This is a genomic window from Pusillimonas sp., assembly GCF_035515275.1.
Classification (GTDB): Bacteria; Pseudomonadota; Gammaproteobacteria; order Burkholderiales; family Burkholderiaceae_B; genus Pusillimonas.
In genome coordinates, this window is the sequence record NZ_DATJBQ010000046.1 from 1 (window position 1) to 25182 (window position 25182).

Consider the following 25182-nt stretch of genomic DNA (forward strand, 5'->3'; position numbering starts at 1 on the left):
CCCTCACTGGCCATGCATTGGGTATGGAGCCTGCTGCGCGTGCTGGGCTCGGTGATTGTCGCGGTGCTGCTGGGCGGGCTCATGGCGTTGCTGCCACGATGGTTTCCCGCTCTTGAAGGCATCATCCATCATTTGCTCAAGCCCTTTCTAATTTCTTTTCCTACCGTGGCCTGGGCCCTTCTGGCCACGATATGGTTCGGCGTATCCACCGCTACGGTGCTGTTCATTCAGGTCGTGATCCTGGTGCCCTATTGCCTGATCAACATCAGCGAAGGGGTCAGGGTGCTGGACCCCGAACTGACCGAAATGGGCCGCAGCTTCAGCCGCAGCCCCCGCCGGCTGATGTTCCGAATTATCTTGCCTCAGCTTTTGCCTTACTTTATTGCCGCCCTTCGGATCGCCTATGGCGTGGCCTGGAAAATCGCCCTGATCGCGGAAATGTTCGGGGCGCAAAGCGGGCTGGGCTATTTAATGGTGCGGGCGCAAAGCTACGCCGACGGCAATACCGTCCTGGCCACCTGTCTGGTCATTGTCATTCTTTTCTGGGCGGGAGACCGCTTGTTGATCTCGCCACTGGCCCGGCGTTTTGGGGCGCAGGGCTGAACACAGGTTTATTGATGTCATCACTACACAATCAAGAAGTACGGCTTGTACGCCGCCCCGGCGGCACCCTTCATCCCGACGACTTCCAGACGGTCGATACCGAGGTGCAGCAGCCCGGTCCGGACCAAGTCCTGGTAAAAACCCGCTGGCTTTCCATGGACCCGTATTTGCAGGAACGGGTGTCGGGCGATCTCGTGGGCCCCATCGTGCCGCTGAACAGCCGCATGGTTGGGCGCGGCCTGGGCACGGTCGTTTCCGGAGCCCTTCCGGCCGGCACCCTCGTTCGGGGCGAGTTCGGCTGGCAGCGCTACGCCACCGTGCGCGCCGCCGACGTCGTGTCGCTGACGCCTGCCTCCGGCCCCGAAACCTGGCACTTATCGTTGTTGGGGGTGGGGGGCCTGACCGCCTGGCTGGGGCTGCATCACTGCCTGCTGCAAAAAACCTTTAACGGTCAAGGCAAAACCCTGCTGATTTCCAGCGCAGCCGGCACGGTTGGATCCATTGCCGGTCAATTGGCCCTCAAGGCCGGACTAAAAGTGGTGGGCATAGCGGGCGGCGCCGAAAAGTGCGCACACCTGAGCCAACTGGGGTTTCATGCAACCATTGACCGGCGCGGCGTCACCGATTGGGTGGCGGCCATAAGCCAGGCGGCGCCCGAAGGCATTGACTACTACTTCGACAATAGCGGCGCAGAAATTCTGGAGGCCGCAGTGCAATGCGCCAATGCCCGGGCACGCCTGCTTCTTTGCGGACACAGCGGCGAATACGAAGGATACCTGGGGCGATTACGGTCTTCCGACATTCTGTACAAGCGTTTGTGCCTGGAGGGATTTCTAGTTTGGGACCATGCGGCCGAATTTGCTCAAGCCGGCCAGGCGCTGGCGCTGGCGGCACGCAAGGGCCAGGTGCAGGTGCACGAAACCATACACAAAGGCTTGGCAAACGCCCCGGCCGCCTTGCATGCGCTACTGAAAGGCGAAGGCATGGGCAAGCACCTGCTGCGGGTCGAAGACTGACCAGGGCGGCGCAACCGGACGGCCGGGCACACAGCGAAAACCCTGAAAACGAATGATGCGAATAACCGACACCGTGCGGATATTCGTCATGCTAGAGTGAATTTCGTCTTTCAGTACCGCTCTATTGCTTATGATTTCCAGCACGTTGCCGGTCGGATCCACGCAGGTCGACCTTGTTAACCCAAGCAGCCCGCCCCTTCGCATCGCCATTGCGGGCGCAGGCGCCATCGGCTGCACACTGGCCGCCACATTGGCTCACGCCGGACAGGACGTAAGCCTGCTGGCGCGCGGCGCCACGCTTGAGGCCGTTCGCAGCAAGGGGCTGCAGCTGCGCCGCGCCCACGACACGCTGCGCGTGCAGCTGCGTGCCAGCGCCGACGCGGCCGAACTGGGTGTGCACGATGTCGTGCTAATTTGCACCAAGGCGCACGATCTGCCCACTATTGTGCCCGCCATTGCCCCGCTTATCGGCCCCAAAACCTGTATTGTGCCCATGGTCAACGGCGTGCCGTGGTGGTATTTTTCGCGCTTGCCGGGGCGGCTGTCGGGCAGGGCGATTCAGGCGGTCGACCCCGAAGGCGCGTTGCTGCAAAGCATACCCAGCCATCAGGTACTGGGGGCGGTGCAGTTTTTAACGGCCGAGCGACCGGCCCCGGGCCAGGCGGTATCGACCAACCCCATGCTGATCGTGCTGGGTGAGCTTGACCACACTGAAAGCCCCCGCGCGGCGCGACTGGTGCAGGCCTTTAACGACGCCGGTATTGAATCACGCCTCAGCCCACGCATACGCGACCCGCTGTGGACAAAAATCATTGCCAATCTCACGTCCAACCCGCTTTCAGTCATTAGCGGTGCCACGCTTGACGCGCTGTACAGCCACCCGCGCTTGCTGCCCCTGGTGCGTAAGGTCATGAACGAATGCCTGGCCGTGGCCGCCGCCTACGGGGCGCGTATTGATTTTGACCCGCCCAGTTTCGTTGAACAAGCGGTGGCCATGGGGCCGGTGCGCACGTCGATGCTTCAAGACGCCATGGCGGGGCACCGCCTTGAACTGGCGGCCATTGGCGATGCGGTGCTAGAGCTTGCCGAGCTTCAGGGCATTGACATGCCCATTACCCGCAACCTGCTGGCACTGGCGCATTACCGCGACGAAACCCTGCATGTACAAACCCACTAAAGACAAAAGGCCAGCCATGACCATCCAAGCCGAAACCCTTGCCAATTTCGATGCGGGCCGCCCGGCCCATTGCAGCAACGAAGAATGGCTGCTGCGCACCGACCTGGCTCTGTGCTACCACCTGGTCGACTACCTGGGCTGGACCGAAAGCATTTTCAACCATATCTCGGCACGCCTGCCGGGGCCTACCCACGAATATCTGGTCAACCCCTTTGGCTTGAACTACACCGAAGTCACACCCGCCAATCTGCTCAGGGTCGACCTGACCGGCAACAAGCTTGAAGATTCACCTTACGACGGCAACCCCGCGGGCTTTGCGCTGCATGCGGCCCTGCACGAAGCCCGCGAAGACATACGGTGCATCATCCACACGCACACCACGCCCATTTCGGCAGTGGCGCAAAAGCGCACGGGTTTCGACCATAACAGCTTCTATGGCGCACAACTGCGTGGCCGCGTGGGCTATCACGACTTCGAAGGCATTACGCTGTTCGACGACGAAAAACCGCGCATGGTCGCAAGCCTGGGCAACAAACACATACTGGTGCTGCGCAACCACGGGGTTGCCGTGGCCGAAGGCAGCATTGCCAAGGCGTTCTTTTTGCTCTGGACGGTGCAGCGCGCCGCCGAGATTCAGTGCGCCGCGGGCGCACTGCCGGGCGAAGATGTGCCGCTGCCCGAAGACGTGCAGCAAAAATGCGCCGACCTGACAGCAATGCTTATACGAGACAGCGGCTTTGCCGACAAGTTCTTTGCCGCCATGGTGCGCAAAATGAAGGCCGACCTGAACACGCGTTAAGCGCGTTGGTTGTCAAGGCCGCGGTCGCCGGCACTTGAGGCACATTGAACTTGCATTCGCGCTTGAACGATGTTTATTTCAGCAGCCGCGAGACCAGTTTGGTGGTTGCCGAAAAATGGCTCGACAGCATCCGGCATGCAGCGTCGGCATCTCGTTCGACAATGGCGTTAACCACGGCCGCATGCTCGGCATCGACGTCGCGCTGTTCGGCATGGCCAATGCCCGCCGACAGCGCGCGGTAGCGCGCGGTTTGCTCACGCATTGTGGCGCAAAACCGCTTCAGCCAGGCCGATGGGCAGCCCGAAATCAAGGTTTCGTGAAACGCGTCGTGTGCACGCTCCCATTCGGGGTTAATGTTTTTTCCTGTGCCGTCGAGATGCAGGGGCAGCCGTTTAAGCTGATGATAGGCGGCCAGGACGCGGCCTTCCCATTCGCCGTCGCAAAGGGCTATGGCCTCGCGCAGCGCCAGACACTCGAGCTTCTGGCGGGTTTGGGTGATGTCAAGCAGCTCGTCCTCTGACATATCGGAAACCCGAAAGCCCTTTTGGTCTACCGCGTCGATAAAGCCGGTATTGCACAAGCGCGAAAGCGCTTCGCGCAAAGGTATGGTGCCCACGTCGTAGCGTTCGGCAAGCTCGCGGATGCGCAACTTGGCGCCGGCAGGAAACACGCCATTGATAAGGTCTTGCCGAATGGCAAGCTGCAAGGAAGAAGCCGTTGTGCGGGCAGTGCTGGGTTCGTTGCTCAATTTTATTCAGAATAAGAAATATCGCCCCCGAGACAAACCTTCAGGACGAATCCTGCATTTTAAACGGGGCAAAAAATTTAATCTATAAAACTTGATTTTGTATATATTTTGACATAGGATTTGAGGCGCTGTGTACTTTGAGTTTTCTAAATTTCCTGAACAATAAAAGGGGGCGTCAATGCGCTACGTATCCATCGAACTTAATGGCAAGCCCGCGCTGGGCGTGCGCAACGGCCAAGGCGACATCGACGTCGTCGGCAACGAAAGCCTTGAAACCTTGTTGGCCAACGGCACCGACCTTGCCGCCTGGGGCAAGGGCCGCCCAGTACAACAAACCGTCAAACAAGCCCACGCCCGCTTTTTGCCGCCGCTGACCCGCCCCACAAAGATTATTTGCGTGGGCCTGAACTACGCCGATCACACGGCCGAAAGCCCGTACGAGCAGCCCGATTACCCCACGCTGTTCTTGCGCCTGCACACCAGCCTGGTTGCGCACAACCAGCCCATCGTTCGCTCGAAACTTTCCGATTCGCTTGACTACGAAGGCGAAGTGGCCGTAGTACTGGGCAAGGGCGGCCGCTACATTTCCAAAGACAAGGCACTTGAGTGCGTGGCCGGCTATTCCATTTTCAACGACGGCTCCATTCGCGAATATCAATTTATTGCCCCTCAATGGACAGTCGGCAAAAACTTTTACGGCACCGGCGGCTTCGGTCCGGACCTGGTCACTGCCGACGAGCTGCCCGCCGGCGCCAAAGGCCTGAAGATTGAAACCCGCTTGAACGGTGAAGTGGTGCAATCGGGCAATACCTCGGACATGATCTTTGACGTGGCCACGCTTATTTCGATTATCAGCGAAGCCATTACCCTTGAGGCGGGCGACGTCATTGTATCGGGCACCCCCGCCGGCATCGGTTGGGCGCGCGACCCCAAACTGCTTATGCGCGGCGGAGACGTATGCGAAGTTACCGTTGAAAAGCTGGGCACCTTGCGCAACCCCATCGTAGACGAGGCATAACGCAGCTTTTGCCTGGCGGCTTACACCTGGGTCGCTTCGTCGGTTTCAAGGCCCAGGTAGGCCCGCCGCAGTTCGGGGCGGGCCAAAAGCTCGTCAGGCGTGCCCGTTGCAACAATGCGGCCTTCTTCAAGCACTGCCGCACGCTGGGCAACCTGCAGCGCCATGGTTACGTTTTGCTCGACCAGCAGCACCGCCATGCCTTCGGCGTGAATCTCGCGTATTACCCTAAACATGTCGAGCACAATGCTGGGCGCCAGGCCCAACGACGGTTCGTCAAGCAGCAGCAAGCGCGGCCTGGCCATTAAGGCGCGCCCAATGGCCACCATTTGCTGCTGACCACCCGAAAGCGAACCAGCCGGATCTTCCAGCTTTGGCACCAGGGCCGGAAACAGATTACAGACACGCTCGATGGAATCGGCACGATGCGCACGCGTGCTGCTAATGTAACTGCCCAGCTCAAGGTTTTCGCGCACGGTCATTTCGGTGAACAAGCGACGGCCTTCAGGAACCAGTGCAATGCCTTCAGAGCAGAAGCGATGCGCGGCCAACCGCGAAATATCTTTACCGTCCAACAAAAGCTTGCCTGCGCTGATACGGTTAAGGCCCGCAATGGCATTGATTAACGTTGTCTTGCCGGCGCTGTTGGGGCCCACCACGCAAAGCAGTTCGCCCGCGCCCACATTCAGCGAAACATCCCACAAGGCCGTGGCTGTTCCGTAAGCCACTCGAATGGACTGTGCTTCAAGCATGCTGGGGTGCTCCGGAAATAGTGGGCGCCTTGCCCTCTTCAATCGGCTTGCCCAGGTAGGCCGACACCACGTCTGGGCGCGACATGACTTCGGTGGGCAAGCCTTCGGCCAGCACTTCGCCATGATGGAAAATAACCAGGCGGTCGCACAAGGCCATGACAGCCCGCATGACGTGCTCTACAAACAGTATGGTGGTGCCCTGGGCGCGTATGCGCTGGATCAGCTCAACCGCCTCGTCAATTTCAGAAGGTGTCAGGCCCGACAAGACCTCGTCGAGCATGAGCAGTTGCGGATGGGCCGCCAAGGCGCGCGCGAACTCAAGGAACTTGCGCTGATGCAGATTAAGGTCGTCGGGCAGCACGTGCGCGCGGCCGGCCAGCCCGGTAAATTCAAGCCAGCGCCAGGCCTCGGCTTCGGCCTGGCGGCGCTCTACCTGCTGGGCGCCGAACATGGCGGGCAGGGCCACGTTTTCAAGCACGGTCAAATGGGCGAAGGGGCGCGGTATCTGATAGGTGCGCGAAACGCCGCAACGAGCAATACGATGCGCATCAAGCCCAACCAGCTCTTGGCCCTTGAAGGTGATGCTTCCGGAAGTGGCCGGAAAATGCCCGCTGGTTACGTTGATGAAAGTAGACTTGCCCGAGCCGTTGGGGCCCAGCAGGCCAAGAATTTCGCCTCGTCGCACCTGAAGCGTTACCCCTTTTAGCGCCCGCACGCCGCGAAACGACTTGGCGACGTTATTGGCCGACAGCAAGACCTCGCCCGAGGTTGCAACGGGGGTTGCCCCGGGGGTCGGGGTGCCCTGGCCGGACTGTGCTTGCGCCGGCGGCGCAGCAGCCCCGCCGGTGGCGTGGGTTTGATGCGAGCCGGTCGCTACAGAGGCTGCCTGCTGGGCCTGCCGGTTGATGGCAGAAGGCGGCGTAGGTGCAGCGGAGTCGGCACTGTGCTTGCGGCGGCCGAACCGTTTAAGCGCCTGCCCCAATATGCCTTCGGGCATAAACAATATGACCACGATCAATATGACGCCCATGGCGACTTTACCCAGCACGGCGCTGTCGCCTGCGGTAAAGCTGTACAGCAGCAAGGTAATGACCAGCGCCCCCACCGCCGGGCCCAGCCAATGGCGGGTGCCACCCAGTACGCTCATCAGTACAACGGTAAGCGGCATGGCCACAGTAAATACGTCGCCGGTAGTTACGTACGACACAAACATGGCCTGAATGCCGCCCACCACGCCGGCCAGCGCACACGAAATGGCAAAGGCCCCCACCTTGTACTTGAATGTGGGCACCCCCATTACTTCGGCCACGTCTTCGTCGTCGTGAATGGCGAACAGACCCAGCCCGAAGCGGGCGTAATAGATAAGCAGAGCGATAACGACGGTGGCAACCGCAGCGGCCAGCGCCAGCAGATAGAAAGTGCCCGATGGCGAAGGGCCGAAATCGGGCATGGGCACGGCGCTAAGGTACACGCCCTGCCCGCCGTCGATCGGGGTATTGAGCACTATGGTGGCGACCACGAAGGTAGCCGCCAAAGTAAGCAAGGCGAAGAGCTCGCCCCGAACCGCCTTGACCCGGAACGACACCACGCCCAGCACAATGCCGAACAAGGCGGCACAAAAGCCGGCGGCCGGCAGGGTCCAGAGGAAGGGGACGTCGAACTGGCTGGTAAGCGTGGCCGTGGTGTACATGCCAATGCCGTAGAACGCGCCGTGACCGAACGAAAAATACCCCGAGTAGCCCGACAAGATATTCCATGAGGTGGCCAGCGCCACCCAATGGAACACCAGATACAAGACAGACTCATAGAACGCCGGCAAACCCAGATACGGCACAATGGCCAGCATCACGCCTGCAAACAGCACTAGAAAAAGAGAGCGACGCATGATCAGGCCCTTCCTGGACGTACGAGAAGCACCAGTATCAGAAGCGAAAATGACACCAGGGGGGCCAGCGAAGGCGAGGCGACCGCCATGGTCACTGCTTCAGACACGCCAATGATGCAACCGGCAATCAGCGGCCCAAAGGGGCGGCCCAGCCCACCCAGCATCACAGCCGCAAACACCACGCCGATCCACACATAGATTTGCGAGGGTGCCAGCGTATAGCTAAGGGCGATGCAAACGCCGGCAACGCCCGCCAGCGAGGCGTTGAAACCCGAAAGCACCAAGGCCAGGCCACGTTGGTTGATGCCAAAAGCGGCCGCAATGGGGGCGTCTTCGGAGGCCGCGCGCAGGGCCTTGCCCAGGTCGGTGCGTTTTAGCACGAGCCAGACGATTAACGCGCAGCCCACGCTAAGCGCCAAGGTGATGATCTCGGGTAGCGGAAGGAATAGCTCGCCGATGCGAAAGCGCTGCTCGGCGTAATGGGAATCGAGGCGCCGGTAATCGGCTGTCCAGATCCATTGCAGCATCGCCTCGACGATGATGGTGAGGCCGAAGGTAATGAGCAGGGAGTTGAATGGTGTGACCTTGAAGCGCGCCAATACCCAGTGCACCGCCACACCCAGTACAAAAAACAGCGGCACGATCATTACCAGGGTAAGCATGGGGTCAATGCCCCCATAGCTTGAAAGTTGATATGTAAGGTAGGCGCCCAAAAACGCCAGGGCGAAATGCGCCAGGTTGATCTGGCGCAGCAGCCCCCAGGACAGGCTAAGCCCAAGCCCCAAAAGCCCATACAGCGCACCGGTGAAAACGCCCGCCAGTATGGACTGGGCCAACAATGTGGAGCTTGGTAGGTTCATCAGCAAGTTCTAATTGGTTTGTCGGCCATTACGAGGTTTTTAATGTGGCGCCGGGTGCCGCCCAATCTTTGGGGTACACCGTTAGCCAATGCCCATCTTGCACTTGCTTGACGCGGCCCAGGTTGTCGCCGAAGTTGCCCTTTTCGTTAAAGCGCAACCGCCCCTGAATGGTGTCGACCTGGTTGGCCTGCAGCCAGGTAGCCAGCTTTTCGTCGTCCAGGGTCTTGTTTTCGACAACGGCCTTTTCAATAATTTGCCATGCCGAAAATGAAGCTGCGGCTTGTGTTTCAACCGAGGTTTCGGGCAGATTGGCGGCCTTGGCCCGTTCGCCGAACTGCTTCACGAACTCGGCTGCAATCGGGTTGTCGGTGAACGGCGCATGCGACTCGAAAATGGTAATGGCCAAGGCACCGTCTGCTTCAGGCGCCTTGACCATGGGGCCGGGCGCCGGGTACAGGTGAAAGTGGTTGCGCGGCTTGTAGTCGATTTTTTTAAGTGCATCGAGCAACTGGTTGCCCTCGAGCCCAAGGCCACCCACCCACAGAAAGTCGGGGTCGACCTCTTTGATGCGACCGGCAATGGGAGAGTAATCGCGGTTGCCGAAGTCCCACTCAAGAAACAGAACCTCTTCGAGGCCTTTCTGCTTGACGACTTTGCGCGCACCCTGCGACACAAAATGCACGGATGGAAACTTGCTGGTAACGATGGCAATACGCTTGGGCGGATGCTGCGACTTGGCCATCATGTCGAGCACGAGCTCGGGGGTGGTGATGTCGGGATCGGGGCCTAACGACCACGCCGGAAACTGCCATTCGTACTTGGCCAGCTTGGGTATGCCGAAGGTATGGTGCACCAGCATCTTTTTGTAGCGCTGGGCAACACCCATGGCCGAAAGAATATTGCCCGTGGCATAAGGCCCGATCAGTAGGTCGACCTTGTCGGACGTAATAAGTTGTTCGTATAGCGTGCGGGCCATATCGGGCTTGGACTGGTCGTCTTTAAGCACCCACTCGACCGGGCGGCCTAGCAGGCCACCGCGACTGTTCAGGTTGTCGACATAGATTTCGCCGGTAAGCTTGTGAACCAGGCCTGTGGCCGCCAACGGCCCGGTCATGGCCAAAGTGCCGCCGATGCGGATGGGGTCGCCCGAAGGCTTGGCGCCGCTTTGAGCAAAAGCGGCGGGCGCAAATGCACCCGCGCCCATTGCACTAAGTGCAGCTAAAAATGCGCGTCGATCAAGTGTCATGATTGGTCTCCTGTTTGGAATGCCTTGCTATCAATTAATTATTTTCAAAGCAGCGAAGCTCTGGCGGCTTCGTTGAAATTAAGGCATGGAGAGCGCCATGAAGCAAGCACAATATGGTCTTGCTAAATGTTGCTGAACCCACCCAAAATATACAAACCTGTCAAAAGTATATATTGGCAAAGTGAAAAGGAAATCAGGGTTTCCATGCATAGCGCGCAGGGTCGCGCCCGTCAAATACACCAAGGGAAGCACACATGAGCGAGATCACCTTACTGGATGCACACGCGCTGTCGACAGCGATACGAAACAAAGAAGTGTCGTGTCGTGAAGTCATGCGCGCCTACCTTGACCGTATCAGCGTGGTGAACCCCGCCTTCAATGCGCTGGTGTCGCTGCGCCCTTTCGAACAGCTATTGTCCGAAGCAAAAGAGCACGACACGCTATTGGCACAAGGCACTTATATGGGCTGGATGCACGGCATGCCTCAAGCCCCAAAAGATGTAACCCTGACCCAAGGCCTGCGCACCACCTTCGGTTCACCGCTGCTGCAACACTTTGTGCCCCAGGCCGACGCCCCCGCCATTGCCCGCATGCGCGCAGCCGGCGCCATTTTTATCGGCAAGACCAACGTGCCCGAGTTTGCCCTGGGCTCGCAAACCTATAACCCTTTGTTCGGCCCCACCCGCAACGCGCTTGACCCCGCGCTAACTGCCGGCGGCTCCAGCGGCGGAGCCGCTGTTGCGCTGGCCTTGAACATGCTGCCGGTGGCCGACGGCAGCGACATGATGGGCTCGTTACGCAACCCCGCCGCCTTCAATGGCGTTTACGGCATGCGGCCCAGCCAGGGCCGGGTGCCTTCTGGCAACCCGGATGTGTTTTGCCAGCAGTTGGCCACCGACGGACCGATGGCCCGCAACATTACCGACCTGGCCATGCTGCTGCGCACCCAGGCGGGCCGCCTTGACAGCGACCCGCTGTCGCTACGCGACGCCCTGCCCGACGAAGACCTGGATAAAGATTTTAAAAATTGCCGGATCGGCTGGCTGGGAAACCTGGACGGACACCTTGCGTTCGAATCAGGCTTGCTTGAGCACTGTGAGCAGGCCTTGCAAACCTTCAGCGATATTGGCGCCCGGGTAGAAGCCTTGAAACCAGCGTTCTCGCCGGAACAACTTTGGGAAACCTGGCTTACCTGGCGACATTTTCTGTTGGCCGGAACACTGGGCGTGCATTACGCCGACCCGCAGCGCCGCGCGCAACTCAAGCCCGAGGCCGTGTGGGAAGTAGAGCAAGGCCGGAACATGCCCGCCTCACGCTTATACAGCGCATCGATCAATCGCTCTGCCATTTACCGCCGGCTTATCCAGATGTTTGAACAGGTCGATTTCCTGGTGATGCCCGCCGCTCAGGTGTACCCGTTCCCTGTCGACATTACCTGGCCCCGCGAAATCAATGGCCGCGCCATGGACACCTACCATCGCTGGATGGAAGTGACCATTCTGGCGTCGCTGACCGGTTGCCCGGCATTGAGTGTCCCGGCGGGTTTAAACAAACAAGGCCTTCCGGCCGGGCTGCAGATTATCGGGCGCCCCGGTGCCGACTGGCCGGTGCTGCAATTGGGGCGGGCCTGGGAAAGGGAACGAGCGCAGTCGGGCTTTGCGAAGGTCACGACACCACGTTGACCGCGGCGGTTCAGCTGGGACCACCCAAGCGTGGCGCATCATGCCCTGCCGCCCATCGGGCCTTGCATCATGGAGCTTGACGTTCGTGCCGTCAGGGCTGATCTCTACCTGTAAACCGCTAACCCCGAGCTGACAGCCCGCTTGGGCAGGCATAGATAAACCCCGACAAGGCTGATGCTGGTCGGGGTTAATTTTTGGGCGTGTTTAACGCCGCACGACTACGAAATTTGTAAAGTTTTAGAGCCCCCGCCCGCCGACTTCTTCGGCAGGGTCAGCTCGAGCACGCCGTTTTGATAGTTGGCAACGGCCTTGTCGTCGTCGATGTCGTGCGCCAGGCTGAAGCTGCGCGATTGAACGCCGTAATAGCGCTCGGTGCGCACCACCGTTTCGCCTTCCTTCTGCTCGCTGTCGCGCTTTGTTTCCACCTTGATGGAAACCATATTGCCATCGATCGTCACGTTGATGTCTTCTTTCTTTACCCCGGCCACCTCTGCCTTGACGACATATGCATCGTCATTCTCGGTGACATCCATAGTGATGCGAGGTGCGCTGCCTTTGGACATCAACGCCTCGCCTAGGGGAAAATTTCTGAAAAAATCGTCGAGATCGCGAAAAGCATCGAATCGAGCCAAATCACCAAAATTATTGAATCGAGCAAGTTTGTTCGCCATTTGAACCTCGCTATGTCATAGTTTCGGAAATCAGGCGTTTATTCAACAAGGGGGTCTGCCTGATGGCCAAGCAACACCGGAAGCCCCGGAGAGCTCACATCTATATATAAAATCAAGCCACAAAAAGCGCAAGTATCCGTCCGGCGTAGTGCTTGCAAGCTTATTGCCATGTATCCAAGTGCGGCCTATGATCAATCGGCCGCCGGCCTGGCCAAGCGGCACCGCATCTCAACGTATTGGCAAGGAGCCAGCAATGAAAACGTTGTCTTTATCTTCTCGGCGTACCCAACTTGTATTGCTGCTGGGCTTAATCACCCTGGAACGACTCAGCGCCTATCTGTTGGGGGTTGGCTTTTTGCCCGGCCTGGCTACTGAGGCCGGCATGCTCACATTGTGGGGCATCGGCCACTGCGACACGCGCGACGGCCCGGTTGTTGTGCTGGCCAAGCAGGCGCTTGCCGAGAAAAACGTGAACCTGGTGCTGCCCTGGGTACGCGCTGAAGACGAAACCGAGATTCGCAAGGCTTTCGACCACGCCCAGGCGGTGCGCGCGCTTGGCCCACAGGCGCAAGCACTGGCCGATGAGTACTTCCTTGAAACCCTGGTACGTATCCACCGAGCTGCCGAAGGCGCACCATATACCGGCCTGAAGCCCGCCGGGCTAGACCTGGGGCCGGCCGTTCCTGCCGCCGACAAAGCCTTGCAAACCGGATCGATCGACGCCGTGGTTACGCTGCTTACCCAGGCTGTAGACAAAGGCGTTCGCAAACTGTTCAAAGAAGCTTCCGAAAAACAAGGCTTCGACCCGAGCAACGTGGCCGCCGGTCGAGAATATGTTGAAGCCTACGTGCCCTACGTGCACTACATAGAAAAAATCTGGGAAGTAGCCGGCAGCCAGGCCGGGCATAGCCAATGCGGGGGTCATAAGGCCGATACGCACCTGGAACAGCACGCACATCATCACTAGAACCAAGCCCCGTCACATGCTGACCGCAAGCGGGGCTCTTCACCAGCCCGGCGCCTAGTTTATAGGCGCTTCTTCTCTCCCTGCAATTCTCCGGATCCATTAATAACAGTGAAAACGCCCCCGATCAACAAATTGATCGCGGGCGTTGGGCGCTGCGTGGTATCGAATCGCTTAGTTCAGCAAATCTTGCGGAATATTGCCGCCGTTCTTGGCGATGCGCGCCAGAACCTCTTTGTGCAGCCACATATTCATTTGGGCCGAATCGGCCATTTTGTCGGCCGGGCAACCCAGTTCGGTGGCAAGCTCTTTACGTGCCGACAGGCTGCTGTCCAGGTCAAGCAACTTAAGCAGATCGACAATCGAGGTGCGCCAGTTCAGCTTTTGCGGATTAGCGGCCGCTTTCTGCTCCAGTTGTGCCACAACGTCCGTCACCGACACGCCCGCCGCAGCGGTTGCCGCGGTTGCCGCGGTTGCCGATGGGGCCGGGGCAGCACCTGCGCCAACCGTTGTTGCACCGGCTGCTGAGGGTGCCCCCTGGGCTGCCGCCGGCGCCGCTTCGGCGCTGCCTATGCCCAATTTTTCCAGGATCTTGTTAAAAAAGCCCATGTGGTTTCTCCTTGCGTTACGTTGAAGGGATGAGCCGAGTATAAGTCTTGGCATCCCCGCTTTCTGCAAGCAGGACACAGGCTTTACCTTTCCTGACAACTATGACGCAAACGCTGCGGATGTAAGCAAATTGGGCCTGCCACCTATTGCAGCGTGTCGAGCAGGTCGGGGCCGAAGACCTCGCGGTGAATGCGTGCCGGCGGGACCCCTTGGGCCACCAGGTCGCGCCACTGTGCCTGCATGAAGGGCACCGGTCCGCACAGGTACACCTTTGTTTGCTCGCGCGCCCAGTCGGGCAGCAATGACACCTGCATACGTCCTTCGTGTACGCCGGCTCGTTCTTCGTCCGCCGGCAACGATTCGTAGAAAATATCGACCTGGAGCGACGGCATGGCCTGAAGGGCACGTGCCAGATCTTCGCGGTGAGCGTGGTGTTCCGGACTACGGGCGGCGTGAGCAAACACCACCTTGCGGCCGGGGTTGACTTGCACAATGCGGTTAAGCGCCGAAATCATGGGCGTAATGCCCACACCTGCCGACAACAGTACGATGGGCTCATTGCTTTCGGTATCGGGCATAAAGTCGCCAAAAGGCGGCGTGACGCGCAGTATGTCGTCTTCTTTCACGTGGTCATGAAGCCAGTTCGACACCACGCCGGCAGGGGTCTCGGCCCCGGGCGCTTCGCGTTTTACCGAGATTCGCACCTGGTTGTTGCCCGGTGCGTCAGACAAACTGTATTGGCGCAACTGGCGCAGGCCGGTGGGCAGGTTAACGGAAACACTGACGTACTGCCCAGGAGCGAACGAACGCAGTTCCGAGCCGTCGGCGCTGGTTAACACAAAAGAACGCACCTCGCTGCTTTCGTCCTTTACCGACACCACACGCATTTCTCGCTCGTAGCCGGGCTCCATTCCAGAGGCCTGGTAAAGTTTCCTTTCTTCGGCAATAAAGGCGTCGGCCAACATGCCGTAGGCCTCTTCCCATGCCGACAGCAGCTCGGGGCTGGCTGCATCGCCCAGTGTTTCCTGAATCGCGCCCAACAGGTGGCGGCCAACGATGGGATAGTGTTTGGCAGCAATGCCCACCGAAGCGTGCTTATGAACAATACGGCTCACCACCGGAGCCAGCACATCGGGGTTGTCGATATTGGCCGCATAGGCAAACACCGCTGCCGCCAACGATTGTTGCTGCGCCCCGCTTGCCTGGTTACCCATATTGAAAAGATTGGTCAGTTCGGGATGCTCTTCGAACATGTTTTTGTAAAACCGGCGGGTAATGGTTAGTCCATGCTCACGCAGGACGGGAACGCTTGCGTCGATGTAAGGACGCGCTTCAGCTGACAACATGCTTGCTCCGTAGATATATTGAATATGAATCTTTAAACACAAAAAATTCCGGCTCGACGAGAAGTCCGAACCGGCAAGGCCTAATGATACCAATTAAATATATCTTTAAGACCAAAAAACGGAAACAATTTGATCTGCCGCAAGCAAAAACGGCAAAGGCTCGCAATCGCAAGGGTTGTGAGCCTTTGTTAAATTAAATCGAAGCCGGGGCCGGCTAGAACGGGATGTCGTCGTCCATGTCGGCCAGGTTGGCGGCCGGTGCAGCCTGTGGCGCGGCCGGACGTTGCTGCGGACGCTGGCTGCGCTGCTGGGGCGCCGACGAGCCGTAGTCGCCGCCGCCCATGGGCGCATCGCCCCCGCCTTCGCGCCCGCCCAGCATTTGCATCTGGTCGGCAACGATTTCGGTGCTGTAGCGGTCGGCGCCGGTGTCTTTGTCTTGCCATTTGCGCGTTTTAAGGCGGCCTTCTACGTATACCGAACGGCCCTTGCGCAGGTATTCGCCGGCGATTTCGGCCAGGCGGTTGTAGAACACCACGCGATGCCACTCGGTTTCTTCGCGGCGTTCGCCGGAGGCTTTGTCTTTCCATTGCGAGGTGGTGGCAATGGAGACGTTGCAAATGGCCGCCCCATCGGGGCTGTAGCGAACCTCGGGGTCGCGCCCGAGGTTTCCGACCAGAATGACTTTGTTGACTGAGGCCATGACGGTTTCCCTAACTTGAATTCACATTGCCGCTATTATCGGCCATTTTCGGCGCCGGGCTCACGTAATACAGCGCAATACCGCATAACTACCCGGGCCAAATTTGCGCACGCGGCGGCGCAGTGGCTGAACGGCCGTAAAGCGGCCGGTTTGCATATTTATATGCTAACAAGCATTTGGCGAGTATTGGAACGCGCCCTATTCTGAAGGCCCCAGCCTGAACCCCCGGGCGGTTAAAAACCATACGAACGCCAACGCAGCAGCCAGCAGAAATACCTTGCCCACATCGCCCTGCGAGGCAACGACCCCGCCTGACGCCGCGCCGGCAAACACCCCCAGCGACTGCGATGTATTGTAAAAACCCAGTGCCAGCCCTTTATACTCAGCCGGCGCGGCGCGCGATACCAGCGAGGGCTGCAAGGCTTCCAGAATATTGAAGGCAATAAAAAAGCCCACCAGCAGCCCGACCAGGCCCAGGAAGTTATCGCGGGCCAATGGCATTAATGCCAGCACCACCACCAAACCCGCCACGGCGACTTCCAGCGCTGTTTTATGAAGGCGGCGTGTTTCGGTATAGAACACGGCAGGCACCATGAAAATGAACGACAGCAAGATGACGGGCAGGTAAACCTCCCACAAGCTAGAGGAGTCGTACCCTTTCTGGCTGGCGAGCAGGCGCGGAATCACCATGAACAGGGCCATCAGAATAAAATGCAGGCAAAATACGCCGAAATTCAGACGCAGCAGGCCGGTGTGGCGCAACACGTCGCGCGGGCGGGCCTGAATAATGGGTTTTTTGTTACGGGGCACCGAAGGCACCAGCGCCGCGGCAATGAACAAGCAAATGAAGCCCAGCAGGCTAATGGCCCAAAACAGCCCCGACAGACCAAACCGGCCAACCAGCAGGGGCGACAGCACCAGCGAGGCGGCAAACGACAGGCCGATCGAGCCGCCCACCATCGCCATTGCGCGGGTGCGTACCTCGGGCCGGGTAGCGTCGGCCAACCAAGCGGTAATGGCGGCCGAAACCGCCCCCAGGCCCTGCACGACACGTCCGACAATAATCCAGTTTATGTCGGTGGCCAGGGCGCAAATAATGCCGCCGGCCGTGAACAGCAGCATGCCAAAAACGATGACGGCACGACGGCCGAAACGGTCGGAGGCCATGCCCAGGGGAATCTGCAAGAACGCCTGGGTCAGGCCGTAGGCGCCCAACGCAATACCGACCTTGGTGGCATTGTCGCCCCCCGGCACCGTTAGCGCCGCGACGGCAAAAATGGGGGTGAGCAGAAACAGACCCAGCATGCGCGATGCAAACAGCAGCGAAAGCATGATGCCGGCGCGTCGCTCTTCGCGGGTTAGTTTAAGTTTGACGGGCTGCATCTTTGCCGAGGGGATTGTGTTACTGGACATAAGGCCGAATCAAGAAGAAGGCTTAAGTATAAGCCGCCGCCACAGGCCACGAGCCCCGAGATTGACACTGCCGCACACAAGCGGGATCATGGCGCAGATTACATAACCATAAGGAAGGAAGACAAATGTCCCGCCAAGCGCTCAACCCCAAAAACATGTACAACAGCCTGCAGTACGGCTTCTCGCACGCCACCACTTCACAGGGCAAAACCACCATACACTGCGCCGGCCAGGTCGGCTGGGACGAAAACGGCCAACTGGTGGGCGGTACCGACGTGGCCGCACAAGCCCGCCAAGCGCTTAAAAATCTTAAAAATGTTCTGAAAGAAGCCGGCGCCACCCCGGCCGACGTGGTTCGCATGAAGACCTTCGTGGTCAACCACAAGCCCGAATATCTGGGCACCGTGGGTGCGGCCATTGCCGAGTTCTACGGCGACGCCCTGCCTGCGGCCAACACCTGGCTGGGCGTACAGGCGCTGGCCCTGCCCGACATCCTCGTCGAAATCGAAGTCACGGCCGTCATCGACTAAACCGCGGCAGTAGCCACGCCTCGACCTTTGCAGGTAAGCCTGGGCGCCGATGCCCAGGCTTGCGTAACGCGCTATAGTAATAAGTTGCCCTCAACAACTGAAGCCCATGGACGCGATACGCATACGGGGCGCCCGTACGCATAACCTCAAGAATATTTCGGTAGACCTGCCGCGGCACAAGCTTGTGGTGGTCACCGGCTTGTCGGGGTCTGGAAAATCTTCGCTGGCGTTCGATACCCTGTACGCAGAAGGTCAGCGCCGCTATGTCGAAAGCCTTTCGGCTTATGCGCGGCAATTCCTGCAGCTTATGGACAAGCCCGACGTCGACCTGATCGAAGGGCTGTCTCCGGCTATTGCCATCGAGCAAAAGTCGGCGGGCCATAATCCACGGTCCACCGTGGGCACCATTACCGAAATCCACGACTACCTGCGTCTGCTGTACGCCAGGGTGGGCACGCCATACTGCCCCGAGCACGGGCTTGCGCTACAGGCGCAAAGCGTCAGCCAGATGGTCGACAAGGCCATGGATTGGGCGGCCGGCACCCGCTTTGCCGTGTTGGCGCCCTTGGCCCGAGGGCGCAAGGGCAGCTTTGAGGATGAATGCGCAAGCCTGCAGGCACAGGGTTTTGTGCGCTTGCGTGTCGACGGCGAGATGCTTGAGATCGACCGCCTTCCGGCCCTCAAGAAAACCGAGAAACACAACTTTGATGTGGTGGTGGACCGGTTGCGCATCAAGCCGGAAAGCCGGCAACGGCTTGCCGAAAGCTTTGAAACAGCACTGAAGCTGGCCTACGGCAGCGCCGTGGCTTTGAACATGGACTCGGGCGAAGAGATGGCGTTTTCAAGCCGCTACGCGTGCCCGGTGTGCCGCCATAGCCTGCCCGAGCTCGAGCCGCGCCTGTTCAGCTTCAACAACCCGATGGGTGCTTGCCCCAGTTGCGACGGGCTCGGCCACGTCGACTTTTTCGACCCCAAGCGTGTGGTGGCGTTTCCGGAGCTGAGCCTCGCAAGCGGCGCCATCAGCGGCTGGGACAGGCGCAACGCCTTTACACATTCGATGCTGACCAGCCTGGCCGCCCATTACGAGTTTGACCTGGACACCCCCTTCAACGAGCTGGACGAGCAGGTGCAGCAGTGCGTGCTGTACGGTTCGGGCGAGCAAGAGATTGCGTTCTTGTACTTGAACGAGAAAGGCAGCACCGTTAAGAAGCACCCCTTTGAAGGCGTGATTCCCAACCTTGAACGACGCTGGCGCGAAACCGATTCCAGCGCTGTGCGAGAAGAGCTGGGCAAGTTCCGTCATACCAAGACCTGCCCCGCCTGCGAAGGCTCGCGCCTGCGCATCGAAGCTCGCAACGTGCTTATCGGCGACGAGCCCGGCCTCCAGCAGCGTCTGGGCCGCGCCATTTACGAGGTTGAGGCATTGTCGCTGTCGGACTGCCTGCAGTGGTTCCAGCAACTTGAACTGACCGGCGCCAAAAAAGAGGTGGCCGACCGCATCACTCGCGAGATCGAAGCGCGACTTCAGTTTTTAAACAATGTGGGGCTGAACTACCTGTCGCTCGACCGCAGCGCCGACACGATTTCGGGTGGTGAAGCACAGCGCATTCGCCTGGCCAGCCAGATCGGCTCGGGCCTGACCGGCGTCATGTATGTGCTCGACGAGCCCTCTATCGGCCTGCATCAACGCGACAACGACCGGCTCATTGAAACCCTGCGCCATTTGCGCAACCTGGGCAACAGCGTCATTGTGGTCGAGCACGACGAAGACATGATCCGCTCGGCAGACTTCGTCGTCGACATGGGCCCGGGTGCCGGCGAGCACGGCGGACGCGTGGTCGCACAAGGCAGCCCACAGGCCATAGAAGAAAACTCCGAGTCGCTGACCGGCCAATACCTCAGCGGGCGTCGACGCATCGCGGTACCCGAGCGGCGCCCTGTAACCCCCGACCAGCAGTGGCTGCGGCTTAAGGGCTGCACCGGCAATAACCTGAAGTCGGTCGACTTGGCGCTGCCTGTGGGTCGTCTGGTGTGCATCAGCGGGGTTTCGGGCTCGGGCAAGTCCACCCTGATCAACGACACGCTGGCCACCGCCGTATCGCACGAACTGCACCGCAGTCAGGCCGAGCCGTCCCCTTTCGAATCCATGGAAGGGCTGTCGGCCTTTGACAAGATCATCAGCGTCGACCAAAGCCCCATCGGACGCACACCGCGCAGCAACCCGGCCACCTACACGGGTATGTTCACGCCCATACGCGAACTGTTCGCAGGCGTGCCCGAAGCGCGCACGCGCGGTTACGACCCGGGCCGGTTCTCATTCAACGTCAAGGGCGGCCGCTGCGAAGCCTGCCAGGGCGACGGCGTGGTAAAGGTTGAAATGCATTTCCTGCCCGACATGTACGTACCTTGCGACGTGTGCGACGGCAAGCGCTACAACCGCGAAACGCTTGAGATCCGCTACCGCGGACGCAATATCAGCGAGGTTCTGGACCTGACCGTGCGCCAGGCGCTCGAATATTTCGAAGCCGTGCCCGCCATTGCGCGCAAGCTAAAAACACTGATGGACGTGGGCTTGTCTTACGTCCGGCTGGGGCAAAGCGCCACCACGCTTTCGGGCGGTGAGGCGCAGCGCGTGAAGCTGTCGCTTGAGCTTTCCAAGCGAAGCACCGGCAAGACCCTGTACATACTCGACGAGCCCACCACCGGCCTGCACTTTGAAGATATTTCGCTGCTGCTCGATGTGCTGCGCCGCCTGGTCGATAGCGGCAATACCGTGGTCATTATTGAGCACAACCTTGACGTGATCAAAACCGCTGACTGGGTCATAGACATGGGCCCCGAAGGCGGAGCAGGGGGCGGGCGCATCATGGCCCAGGGCACGCCCGAGCAAATCGCCGCCCACCCCGACAGCCACACGGGCCACTACTTGCGGCCCCTGTTGGAAAAATAGGCGCGGGCGGGCGCATGGCCGGTGCAGTCAGCGCAACGGCAGGCCGGCCGAAAGCCTGATGCACGGGGCGCTGAGTGCAGCGCCGCCATCCATTACAGCTTGTCGGGCGCCGGCAGTTCGTGGCCGCATTTGCTGCAGGTACGAGCATCTTTTGAACTATAGAAGTTCTCGTAGGCACGGCCGACTGGGTCGTTGGTGTAATGGGCCACCACGTAACTTTCTTCGTGCAAGAAGTTGTCGCACTCGGGGCAGTACCAATGGAAACGATCAACCTCGCCGGGCAGGCGTGCGCGCTCGATAATGAACTGGAAAGAATCCGGGGCAAAACGCGGCGAATGCGGCACCATGGGCGGCTGAAATAATACGGAGCCCTCGGGCACGTGGGCAATTTCAATTTTGCCTTCGGCTGTGCGGTAATGCAGGTCGAGGTCGCCCTTGAGCGAGTATTGAATCTCGTAGCTGGGGTTCAGGTGGAACTCGCTGCGGTACTCGCGCCCCCGGGCAATAAATGCCAACGAATCTTCAGTAAGCCATAATTGATGTGTGCGCTTACCGGTCTCGGTAAGATGACGCATGATGCCTTCCAGATCGATATTAGGCATCTCAAAACCTTGAGCAACGATCATTGTCTGTCTCCTTCTCTATAAATAAACCCCGCAGCGCTTCGCGCTTGAACTGTCTATGAATTCTTGCACGTAGCCGTGACGGGCGGTAGGTCAAAAAACTTTTAGGGTTGCCGAAACACCTTGTAGCCAAAGGGCTAAAAAGCCTGGTCCATGCGAAACAGCTCGCGGTGCTCGCGAATGGCGTAGCGGTCGGTCATACCGGCAATGTAGTCGGCTATGGCGCGGGCCTGGGCAGTGTCATCGTCTCGTCGGTACTCGTCTTTAAGCAGGCGCGGCTCGTTGATGAATTCGGTGAACAGGTCGCGCACGATGCGGCGCGCTTTGGTGGTCATGCGCATGACACGGCTATGCCTGTACAGGTTGGCCAGCAAGAAGCTTTTAAGCGCATCGGCCTGGGCGCGCATGGGCGCCGAAAACGCGGCCAGGGGGCCGGCCCTGCGCACGTCTTCAACATCGGCCGGGACCGCCATTTTAATATTGGCCAGTGTGGTTTCGGTCAGGTCGACGATCAAGGTGTTGATCATCGCACGGGTGGTTTCCGAAATAGCGCGCTGGCGTTCAAGATTAGGGTGGCGACGCATGACCCCGGCATAGTGAGTGGCGAATATTTCAATGCGCATCAGTTGCTCGATGCGGATCAGGCCCGAACGCAAGCCGTCGTCGACGTCGTGGTTGTTGTAGGCGATTTCATCTGCCAGGTTCGCAATTTGCGCCTCGAGCGAAGGCTGGGTGCGCTCGAGGAAACGACGACCCACTTCGCCCAGTTCGCGCGCGTGCTTCACCGAGCAGTGTTTCAGTATGCCTTCGCGGGTTTCAAAGCACAGGTTCAGGCCATTGAACGCAGCGTAGCGTTCTTCAAGTTCGTCGACCACGCGCAGGCTTTGCAAGTTGTGCTCAAAGCCCCCCGCTTGCGGCGCCATTTCGCGCATGCAGGCGTTAAGCTCGTCTTGACCTGCATGACCGAAGGGTGTGTGGCCCAGATCGTGCGCCAATGAAATGGCTTCGGTCAGGTCTTCGTGCAGGCCCAGGTTGCGAGCCAAAGTGCGTGCAATCTGGGCCACCTCAATGCTGTGTGTCAGGCGCGTGCGAAACAGATCGCCCTCGTGGTTGATGAACACCTGGGTCTTGTATTCAAGCAAACGGAACGCGTTGCAATGAATGATGCGGTCGCGGTCGCGCTGAAACTGCGTACGATTGGCGGGCGGCGCCTCGGGATGCAAACGGCCCCGGGTTTGCTCAGGGTTGCATGCATAAGAAGCCGTTGCCATAAGCACTGCCCCTACACCGATGAGGCCACCGTGCGCTGCAACACCTCGCGCACTGCGTCGTCGGCCACCGGACCGCACACGGCACGGCCAATTTCGGGCACCAGCACAAAGCGCAGCTGCCCGCCCTGGGTCTTTTTGTCGACCTGCATCAGCTCGAGCCAGCGCTCCACCCCCAGGTCGGGCGGGGTGTCGGGGCAACCTATGGCCCGCACCAACGCGCGAACACGCTCGACGCTTTCACGAGGCAAACCAAGCACCGCGGCCGAAAGCTCGGCGGCCTGGATCATGCCGCAACCCACCGCTTCGCCGTGCAGCCATTGGCCGTAACCCAAGCCGGCTTCTATGGCGTGGCCAAAGGTGTGCCCAAAATTAAGTATGGCGCGCAGGCCCGATTCACGCTCGTCTTGCGAAACCACATACGCCTTGAGCTCGCACGAGCGGCGAATGGCGTAGGTGATGGCGGCTACATCCAATGCCCGCAGGGCGTCGACGTTCTGCTCGCACCACGCAAAAAACTCGGCATCAATAATAAGGCCGTACTTGATGACTTCGGCCAGACCCGCGGTAATTTCACGCGCCGGCAAGGTTTTAAGTACGTCGATGTCGATTTCGACTGCAATGGGCTGGTAAAAAGCCCCGATCATGTTCTTGCCCAGCGGGTGATTGACCCCCGTTTTGCCGCCTACCGACGAGTCGACCTGAGACAGCAGGGTAGTGGGAATTTGAATGAACCGCAGCCCACGCATATAGCAGGCGGCGGCAAACCCCACCATGTCGCCAATGACCCCTCCGCCCAGCGCCACCAGCACCGCCTTGCGATCAAAGCGATGTTGCAACAAAGCATCAAAGATCAGGTTCAGGGTCTGCCAGTTTTTGTGATCTTCGCCGTCGGGCAGCTCGATGCGCAGCACGCGATGGCCGGCGTCGGCCAGCGATCTTTCAACCTGTTCGGCATATAGGCCGGCAACGGTGGGGTTGGTTACCAGTGCAACGGCCGAGGCATCGGCGGGAATGCTGCGCGCCAGTGCGGTTAGCCGCCCCGGGCCGATATGTATGGGATACACCCCGCCGGGGGTTTCAACTTGCACGGTGTTCATCGCGCGTCCTTGTGTCGTTCAATAGTATTACCAATTCTTGCACCGCCTGAGGTATGGGCGTGTTGCCGGTATCAAAGGCAACTGTAGCAACTTCTTCGTAAAGAGGTGCGCGCTGCGCCAGAAGCTCGGCGACCCGGGCGCGCGGGTCTTCGGTTTGCAGCAGGGGACGCTGGCGGTCGCGGGCCACGCGCTGGTACAATTCGTCGCTGGACGCCCTTAGGTAAACCACCACGCCGCGCTCTTTAAGCATGTGGCGGTTGCGTGCCGCCAACACGGCCCCTCCGCCCGTTGCCAGCACAATGCCCGGCCGCTGCGAATAATAGTCAAGCAACTGGCTTTCGCGCCGCCTGAACCCTTCTTCGCCCTCGATTTCAAAAATAACGGCAACCGGCACCCCGCAGCGGGCTTCAAGCGCCAGATCAAGGTCGACGAACTCGCGATCAAGCGCCTTGGCCAATTGGCGCCCAATCGTGGTCTTGCCGGCACCCATCATGCCCACCAAAAATATGGGCACGGCCGGATCGGGACACGGCGGGGCGGCATGACCTGAGACCTCGATGTTGGCCGGGGCATTCGCGCGTAATGAATCATTCATTTGTGTATTATCCCACTTGCAATCCTTCTTTCGCCCACCGCAGTGCATTAATCAGTTACATGTTTTCTGCGCTTTGCGCGCAGCGCGGGCTGCCCGGGCTTAAAATCGCCATCAATGAGCTCTACTAAAACTTCAGACAGCAAGCCCCGATCACGCTTGCCGCGATTCCTGATCAAGTCGGCCGTGTTCGTGGCCGGGCTTGGCGTATGCGGGGCGCTGCTTGGCGCGCTGGCATTGGCGCTGGCCTGGCCAAATCTTCCCGACCTCACCGCCATGGTCGACTACCGCCCACGCGTTCCTTTGCGTGTGTACACGTCCGACAAAGTGCTTATTGGCGAATTCGGCGAAGAGCGGCGCAACGTATTGCGGTTCGACGAGGTTCCCGATGTCATGAAGTCGGCCATTTTAGCAGCCGAAGACGACCGTTTTTATCAGCACGGCGGCATCGATTGGGCGGGCGTGGCGCGCGCCACGCTGGCCAACATTACGCACATGGCCAAAACCCAGGGCGCCAGCACCATCACCATGCAGGTCGCGCGAAACTTTTATCTGTCGCACGAAAAAACCTACACCCGAAAGTTCTACGAACTGCTGCTTACCTTCAAGATCGAAGCCACGCTTAGCAAGGAC

The 25182-nt window shown here is 59.5% G+C and carries 24 protein-coding genes; 10 read left to right on the forward strand and 14 right to left on the reverse strand.

The window, feature by feature from the left end; genetic code table 11:
* From VL003_RS03000 to VL003_RS03015, 4 genes are all read left to right on the forward strand, one after another.
* The coding region (locus VL003_RS03000) for an ABC transporter permease (protein ID WP_325439431.1) at positions 1–603 on the forward strand (603 nt) is incomplete at its 5' end.
* Positions 604–617: 14 nt separating this feature from the next.
* Positions 618–1619 (forward strand): NADP-dependent oxidoreductase, encoded by a 1002-nt coding sequence (locus VL003_RS03005; protein ID WP_325439433.1) that lies wholly within the window; start codon positions 618–620, stop codon positions 1617–1619.
* A gap of 130 nt (positions 1620–1749) precedes the next feature.
* Entirely contained in the window at positions 1750–2796 is a 1047-nt protein-coding gene (locus tag VL003_RS03010) for a ketopantoate reductase family protein (protein WP_325439435.1), read from the forward strand.
* Between the two features lie 16 nt (positions 2797–2812).
* Positions 2813–3595, forward strand: a complete 783-nt coding sequence (locus VL003_RS03015; RefSeq protein ID WP_325439437.1) for a class II aldolase/adducin family protein — start codon at positions 2813–2815, stop codon at positions 3593–3595.
* 73 nt (positions 3596–3668) lie between these two features.
* On the opposite strand, the gene VL003_RS03020 is transcribed toward VL003_RS03015, so the two are convergent.
* Positions 3669–4343: a GntR family transcriptional regulator gene (locus VL003_RS03020; RefSeq protein ID WP_325439439.1), complete on the reverse strand. Its 675-nt coding sequence runs from the start codon at positions 4341–4343 to the stop codon at positions 3669–3671.
* A gap of 178 nt (positions 4344–4521) precedes the next feature.
* On the opposite strand from VL003_RS03020, the gene VL003_RS03025 reads away from it, so the two are divergent.
* A complete protein-coding gene (locus tag VL003_RS03025) occupies positions 4522–5361 on the forward strand; it encodes a fumarylacetoacetate hydrolase family protein (protein WP_325439441.1) in 840 nt (279 codons plus the stop codon).
* A gap of 20 nt (positions 5362–5381) precedes the next feature.
* On the opposite strand, the gene VL003_RS03030 is transcribed toward VL003_RS03025, so the two are convergent.
* Genes VL003_RS03030 through VL003_RS03045 form a run of 4 tightly spaced genes read right to left on the reverse strand, consistent with a single transcriptional unit; the run spans position 5382 to position 10101 of the window.
* Positions 5382–6110, reverse strand: a complete 729-nt coding sequence (locus VL003_RS03030; RefSeq protein ID WP_325439443.1) for an ABC transporter ATP-binding protein — start codon at positions 6108–6110, stop codon at positions 5382–5384.
* Positions 6103–7995: a branched-chain amino acid ABC transporter ATP-binding protein/permease gene (locus VL003_RS03035; protein ID WP_325439445.1), complete on the reverse strand. Its 1893-nt coding sequence runs from the start codon at positions 7993–7995 to the stop codon at positions 6103–6105. Before VL003_RS03035 ends, VL003_RS03030 begins: the two co-directional genes overlap by 8 nt.
* Before the next feature lie 2 nt (positions 7996–7997).
* On the reverse strand, positions 7998–8855 hold the full coding sequence (locus tag VL003_RS03040; RefSeq protein WP_325439447.1) for a branched-chain amino acid ABC transporter permease: 858 nt from the start codon (positions 8853–8855) through the stop codon (positions 7998–8000).
* 28 nt (positions 8856–8883) lie between these two features.
* Positions 8884–10101 (reverse strand): amino acid ABC transporter substrate-binding protein, encoded by a 1218-nt coding sequence (locus tag VL003_RS03045; RefSeq protein WP_325439448.1) that lies wholly within the window; start codon positions 10099–10101, stop codon positions 8884–8886.
* Between the two features lie 254 nt (positions 10102–10355).
* Here VL003_RS03045 and VL003_RS03050 point away from each other — a divergent pair, with 254 nt between their 5' ends.
* Complete coding sequence (locus VL003_RS03050; RefSeq protein ID WP_325439450.1) at positions 10356–11783, forward strand: amidase; 1428 nt, start codon at positions 10356–10358, stop codon at positions 11781–11783.
* 218 nt (positions 11784–12001) lie between these two features.
* On the opposite strand, the gene VL003_RS03055 is transcribed toward VL003_RS03050, so the two are convergent.
* Positions 12002–12454 (reverse strand): Hsp20/alpha crystallin family protein, encoded by a 453-nt coding sequence (locus VL003_RS03055; protein ID WP_325439452.1) that lies wholly within the window; start codon positions 12452–12454, stop codon positions 12002–12004.
* 253 nt (positions 12455–12707) lie between these two features.
* Between VL003_RS03055 and VL003_RS03060 the strand changes: the two genes are divergently transcribed.
* The gene (locus VL003_RS03060) at positions 12708–13421 is read left to right on the forward strand and encodes a DUF6448 family protein (RefSeq protein ID WP_325439454.1); all 714 of its coding nucleotides are present in this window, start codon (positions 12708–12710) and stop codon (positions 13419–13421) included.
* Between the two features lie 171 nt (positions 13422–13592).
* Here VL003_RS03060 and VL003_RS03065 read toward each other — a convergent pair whose 3' ends face one another.
* The 4 genes from VL003_RS03065 to VL003_RS03080 form a co-directional block, all read right to left on the reverse strand.
* Positions 13593–14027, reverse strand: a complete 435-nt coding sequence (locus tag VL003_RS03065; RefSeq protein WP_325439456.1) for a DUF3597 domain-containing protein — start codon at positions 14025–14027, stop codon at positions 13593–13595.
* Between the two features lie 143 nt (positions 14028–14170).
* Positions 14171–15373, reverse strand: a complete 1203-nt coding sequence (gene hmpA / locus VL003_RS03070) for an NO-inducible flavohemoprotein (RefSeq protein ID WP_325439458.1) — start codon at positions 15371–15373, stop codon at positions 14171–14173.
* A gap of 214 nt (positions 15374–15587) precedes the next feature.
* Positions 15588–16073: a single-stranded DNA-binding protein gene (gene ssb / locus VL003_RS03075; RefSeq protein WP_325439460.1), complete on the reverse strand. Its 486-nt coding sequence runs from the start codon at positions 16071–16073 to the stop codon at positions 15588–15590.
* Between the two features lie 198 nt (positions 16074–16271).
* Positions 16272–17486, reverse strand: a complete 1215-nt coding sequence (locus VL003_RS03080) for an MFS transporter (protein ID WP_325439462.1) — start codon at positions 17484–17486, stop codon at positions 16272–16274.
* 125 nt (positions 17487–17611) lie between these two features.
* Here VL003_RS03080 and VL003_RS03085 point away from each other — a divergent pair, with 125 nt between their 5' ends.
* On the forward strand, positions 17612–18016 hold the full coding sequence (locus tag VL003_RS03085; protein ID WP_325439464.1) for a RidA family protein: 405 nt from the start codon (positions 17612–17614) through the stop codon (positions 18014–18016).
* Between the two features lie 106 nt (positions 18017–18122).
* Complete coding sequence (uvrA, locus tag VL003_RS03090; protein ID WP_325439466.1) at positions 18123–20966, forward strand: excinuclease ABC subunit UvrA; 2844 nt, start codon at positions 18123–18125, stop codon at positions 20964–20966.
* 92 nt (positions 20967–21058) lie between these two features.
* Here the strand turns inward: uvrA and VL003_RS03095 are convergent, their stop codons facing one another.
* The 4 genes from VL003_RS03095 to VL003_RS03110 all read right to left on the reverse strand — a co-directional run bounded on the left by VL003_RS03095 (position 21059) and on the right by VL003_RS03110 (position 24450).
* Positions 21059–21592, reverse strand: a complete 534-nt coding sequence (locus tag VL003_RS03095; protein WP_325439468.1) for a 3-hydroxyanthranilate 3,4-dioxygenase — start codon at positions 21590–21592, stop codon at positions 21059–21061.
* A 134-nt stretch (positions 21593–21726) separates the two neighbouring features.
* Positions 21727–22860: a deoxyguanosinetriphosphate triphosphohydrolase gene (locus tag VL003_RS03100; RefSeq protein ID WP_325439470.1), complete on the reverse strand. Its 1134-nt coding sequence runs from the start codon at positions 22858–22860 to the stop codon at positions 21727–21729.
* An 11-nt stretch (positions 22861–22871) separates the two neighbouring features.
* Positions 22872–23957: a 3-dehydroquinate synthase gene (gene aroB, locus VL003_RS03105; protein ID WP_325439472.1), complete on the reverse strand. Its 1086-nt coding sequence runs from the start codon at positions 23955–23957 to the stop codon at positions 22872–22874.
* The gene (locus VL003_RS03110; protein WP_414708226.1) at positions 23938–24450 is read right to left on the reverse strand and encodes a shikimate kinase; all 513 of its coding nucleotides are present in this window, start codon (positions 24448–24450) and stop codon (positions 23938–23940) included. Before VL003_RS03110 ends, aroB begins: the two co-directional genes overlap by 20 nt.
* Before the next feature lie 216 nt (positions 24451–24666).
* Here VL003_RS03110 and VL003_RS03115 point away from each other — a divergent pair.
* Positions 24667–25182, forward strand: a 516-nt coding sequence (locus VL003_RS03115; protein ID WP_325439476.1) for a transglycosylase domain-containing protein, incomplete at its 3' end; no start/stop codon positions are given.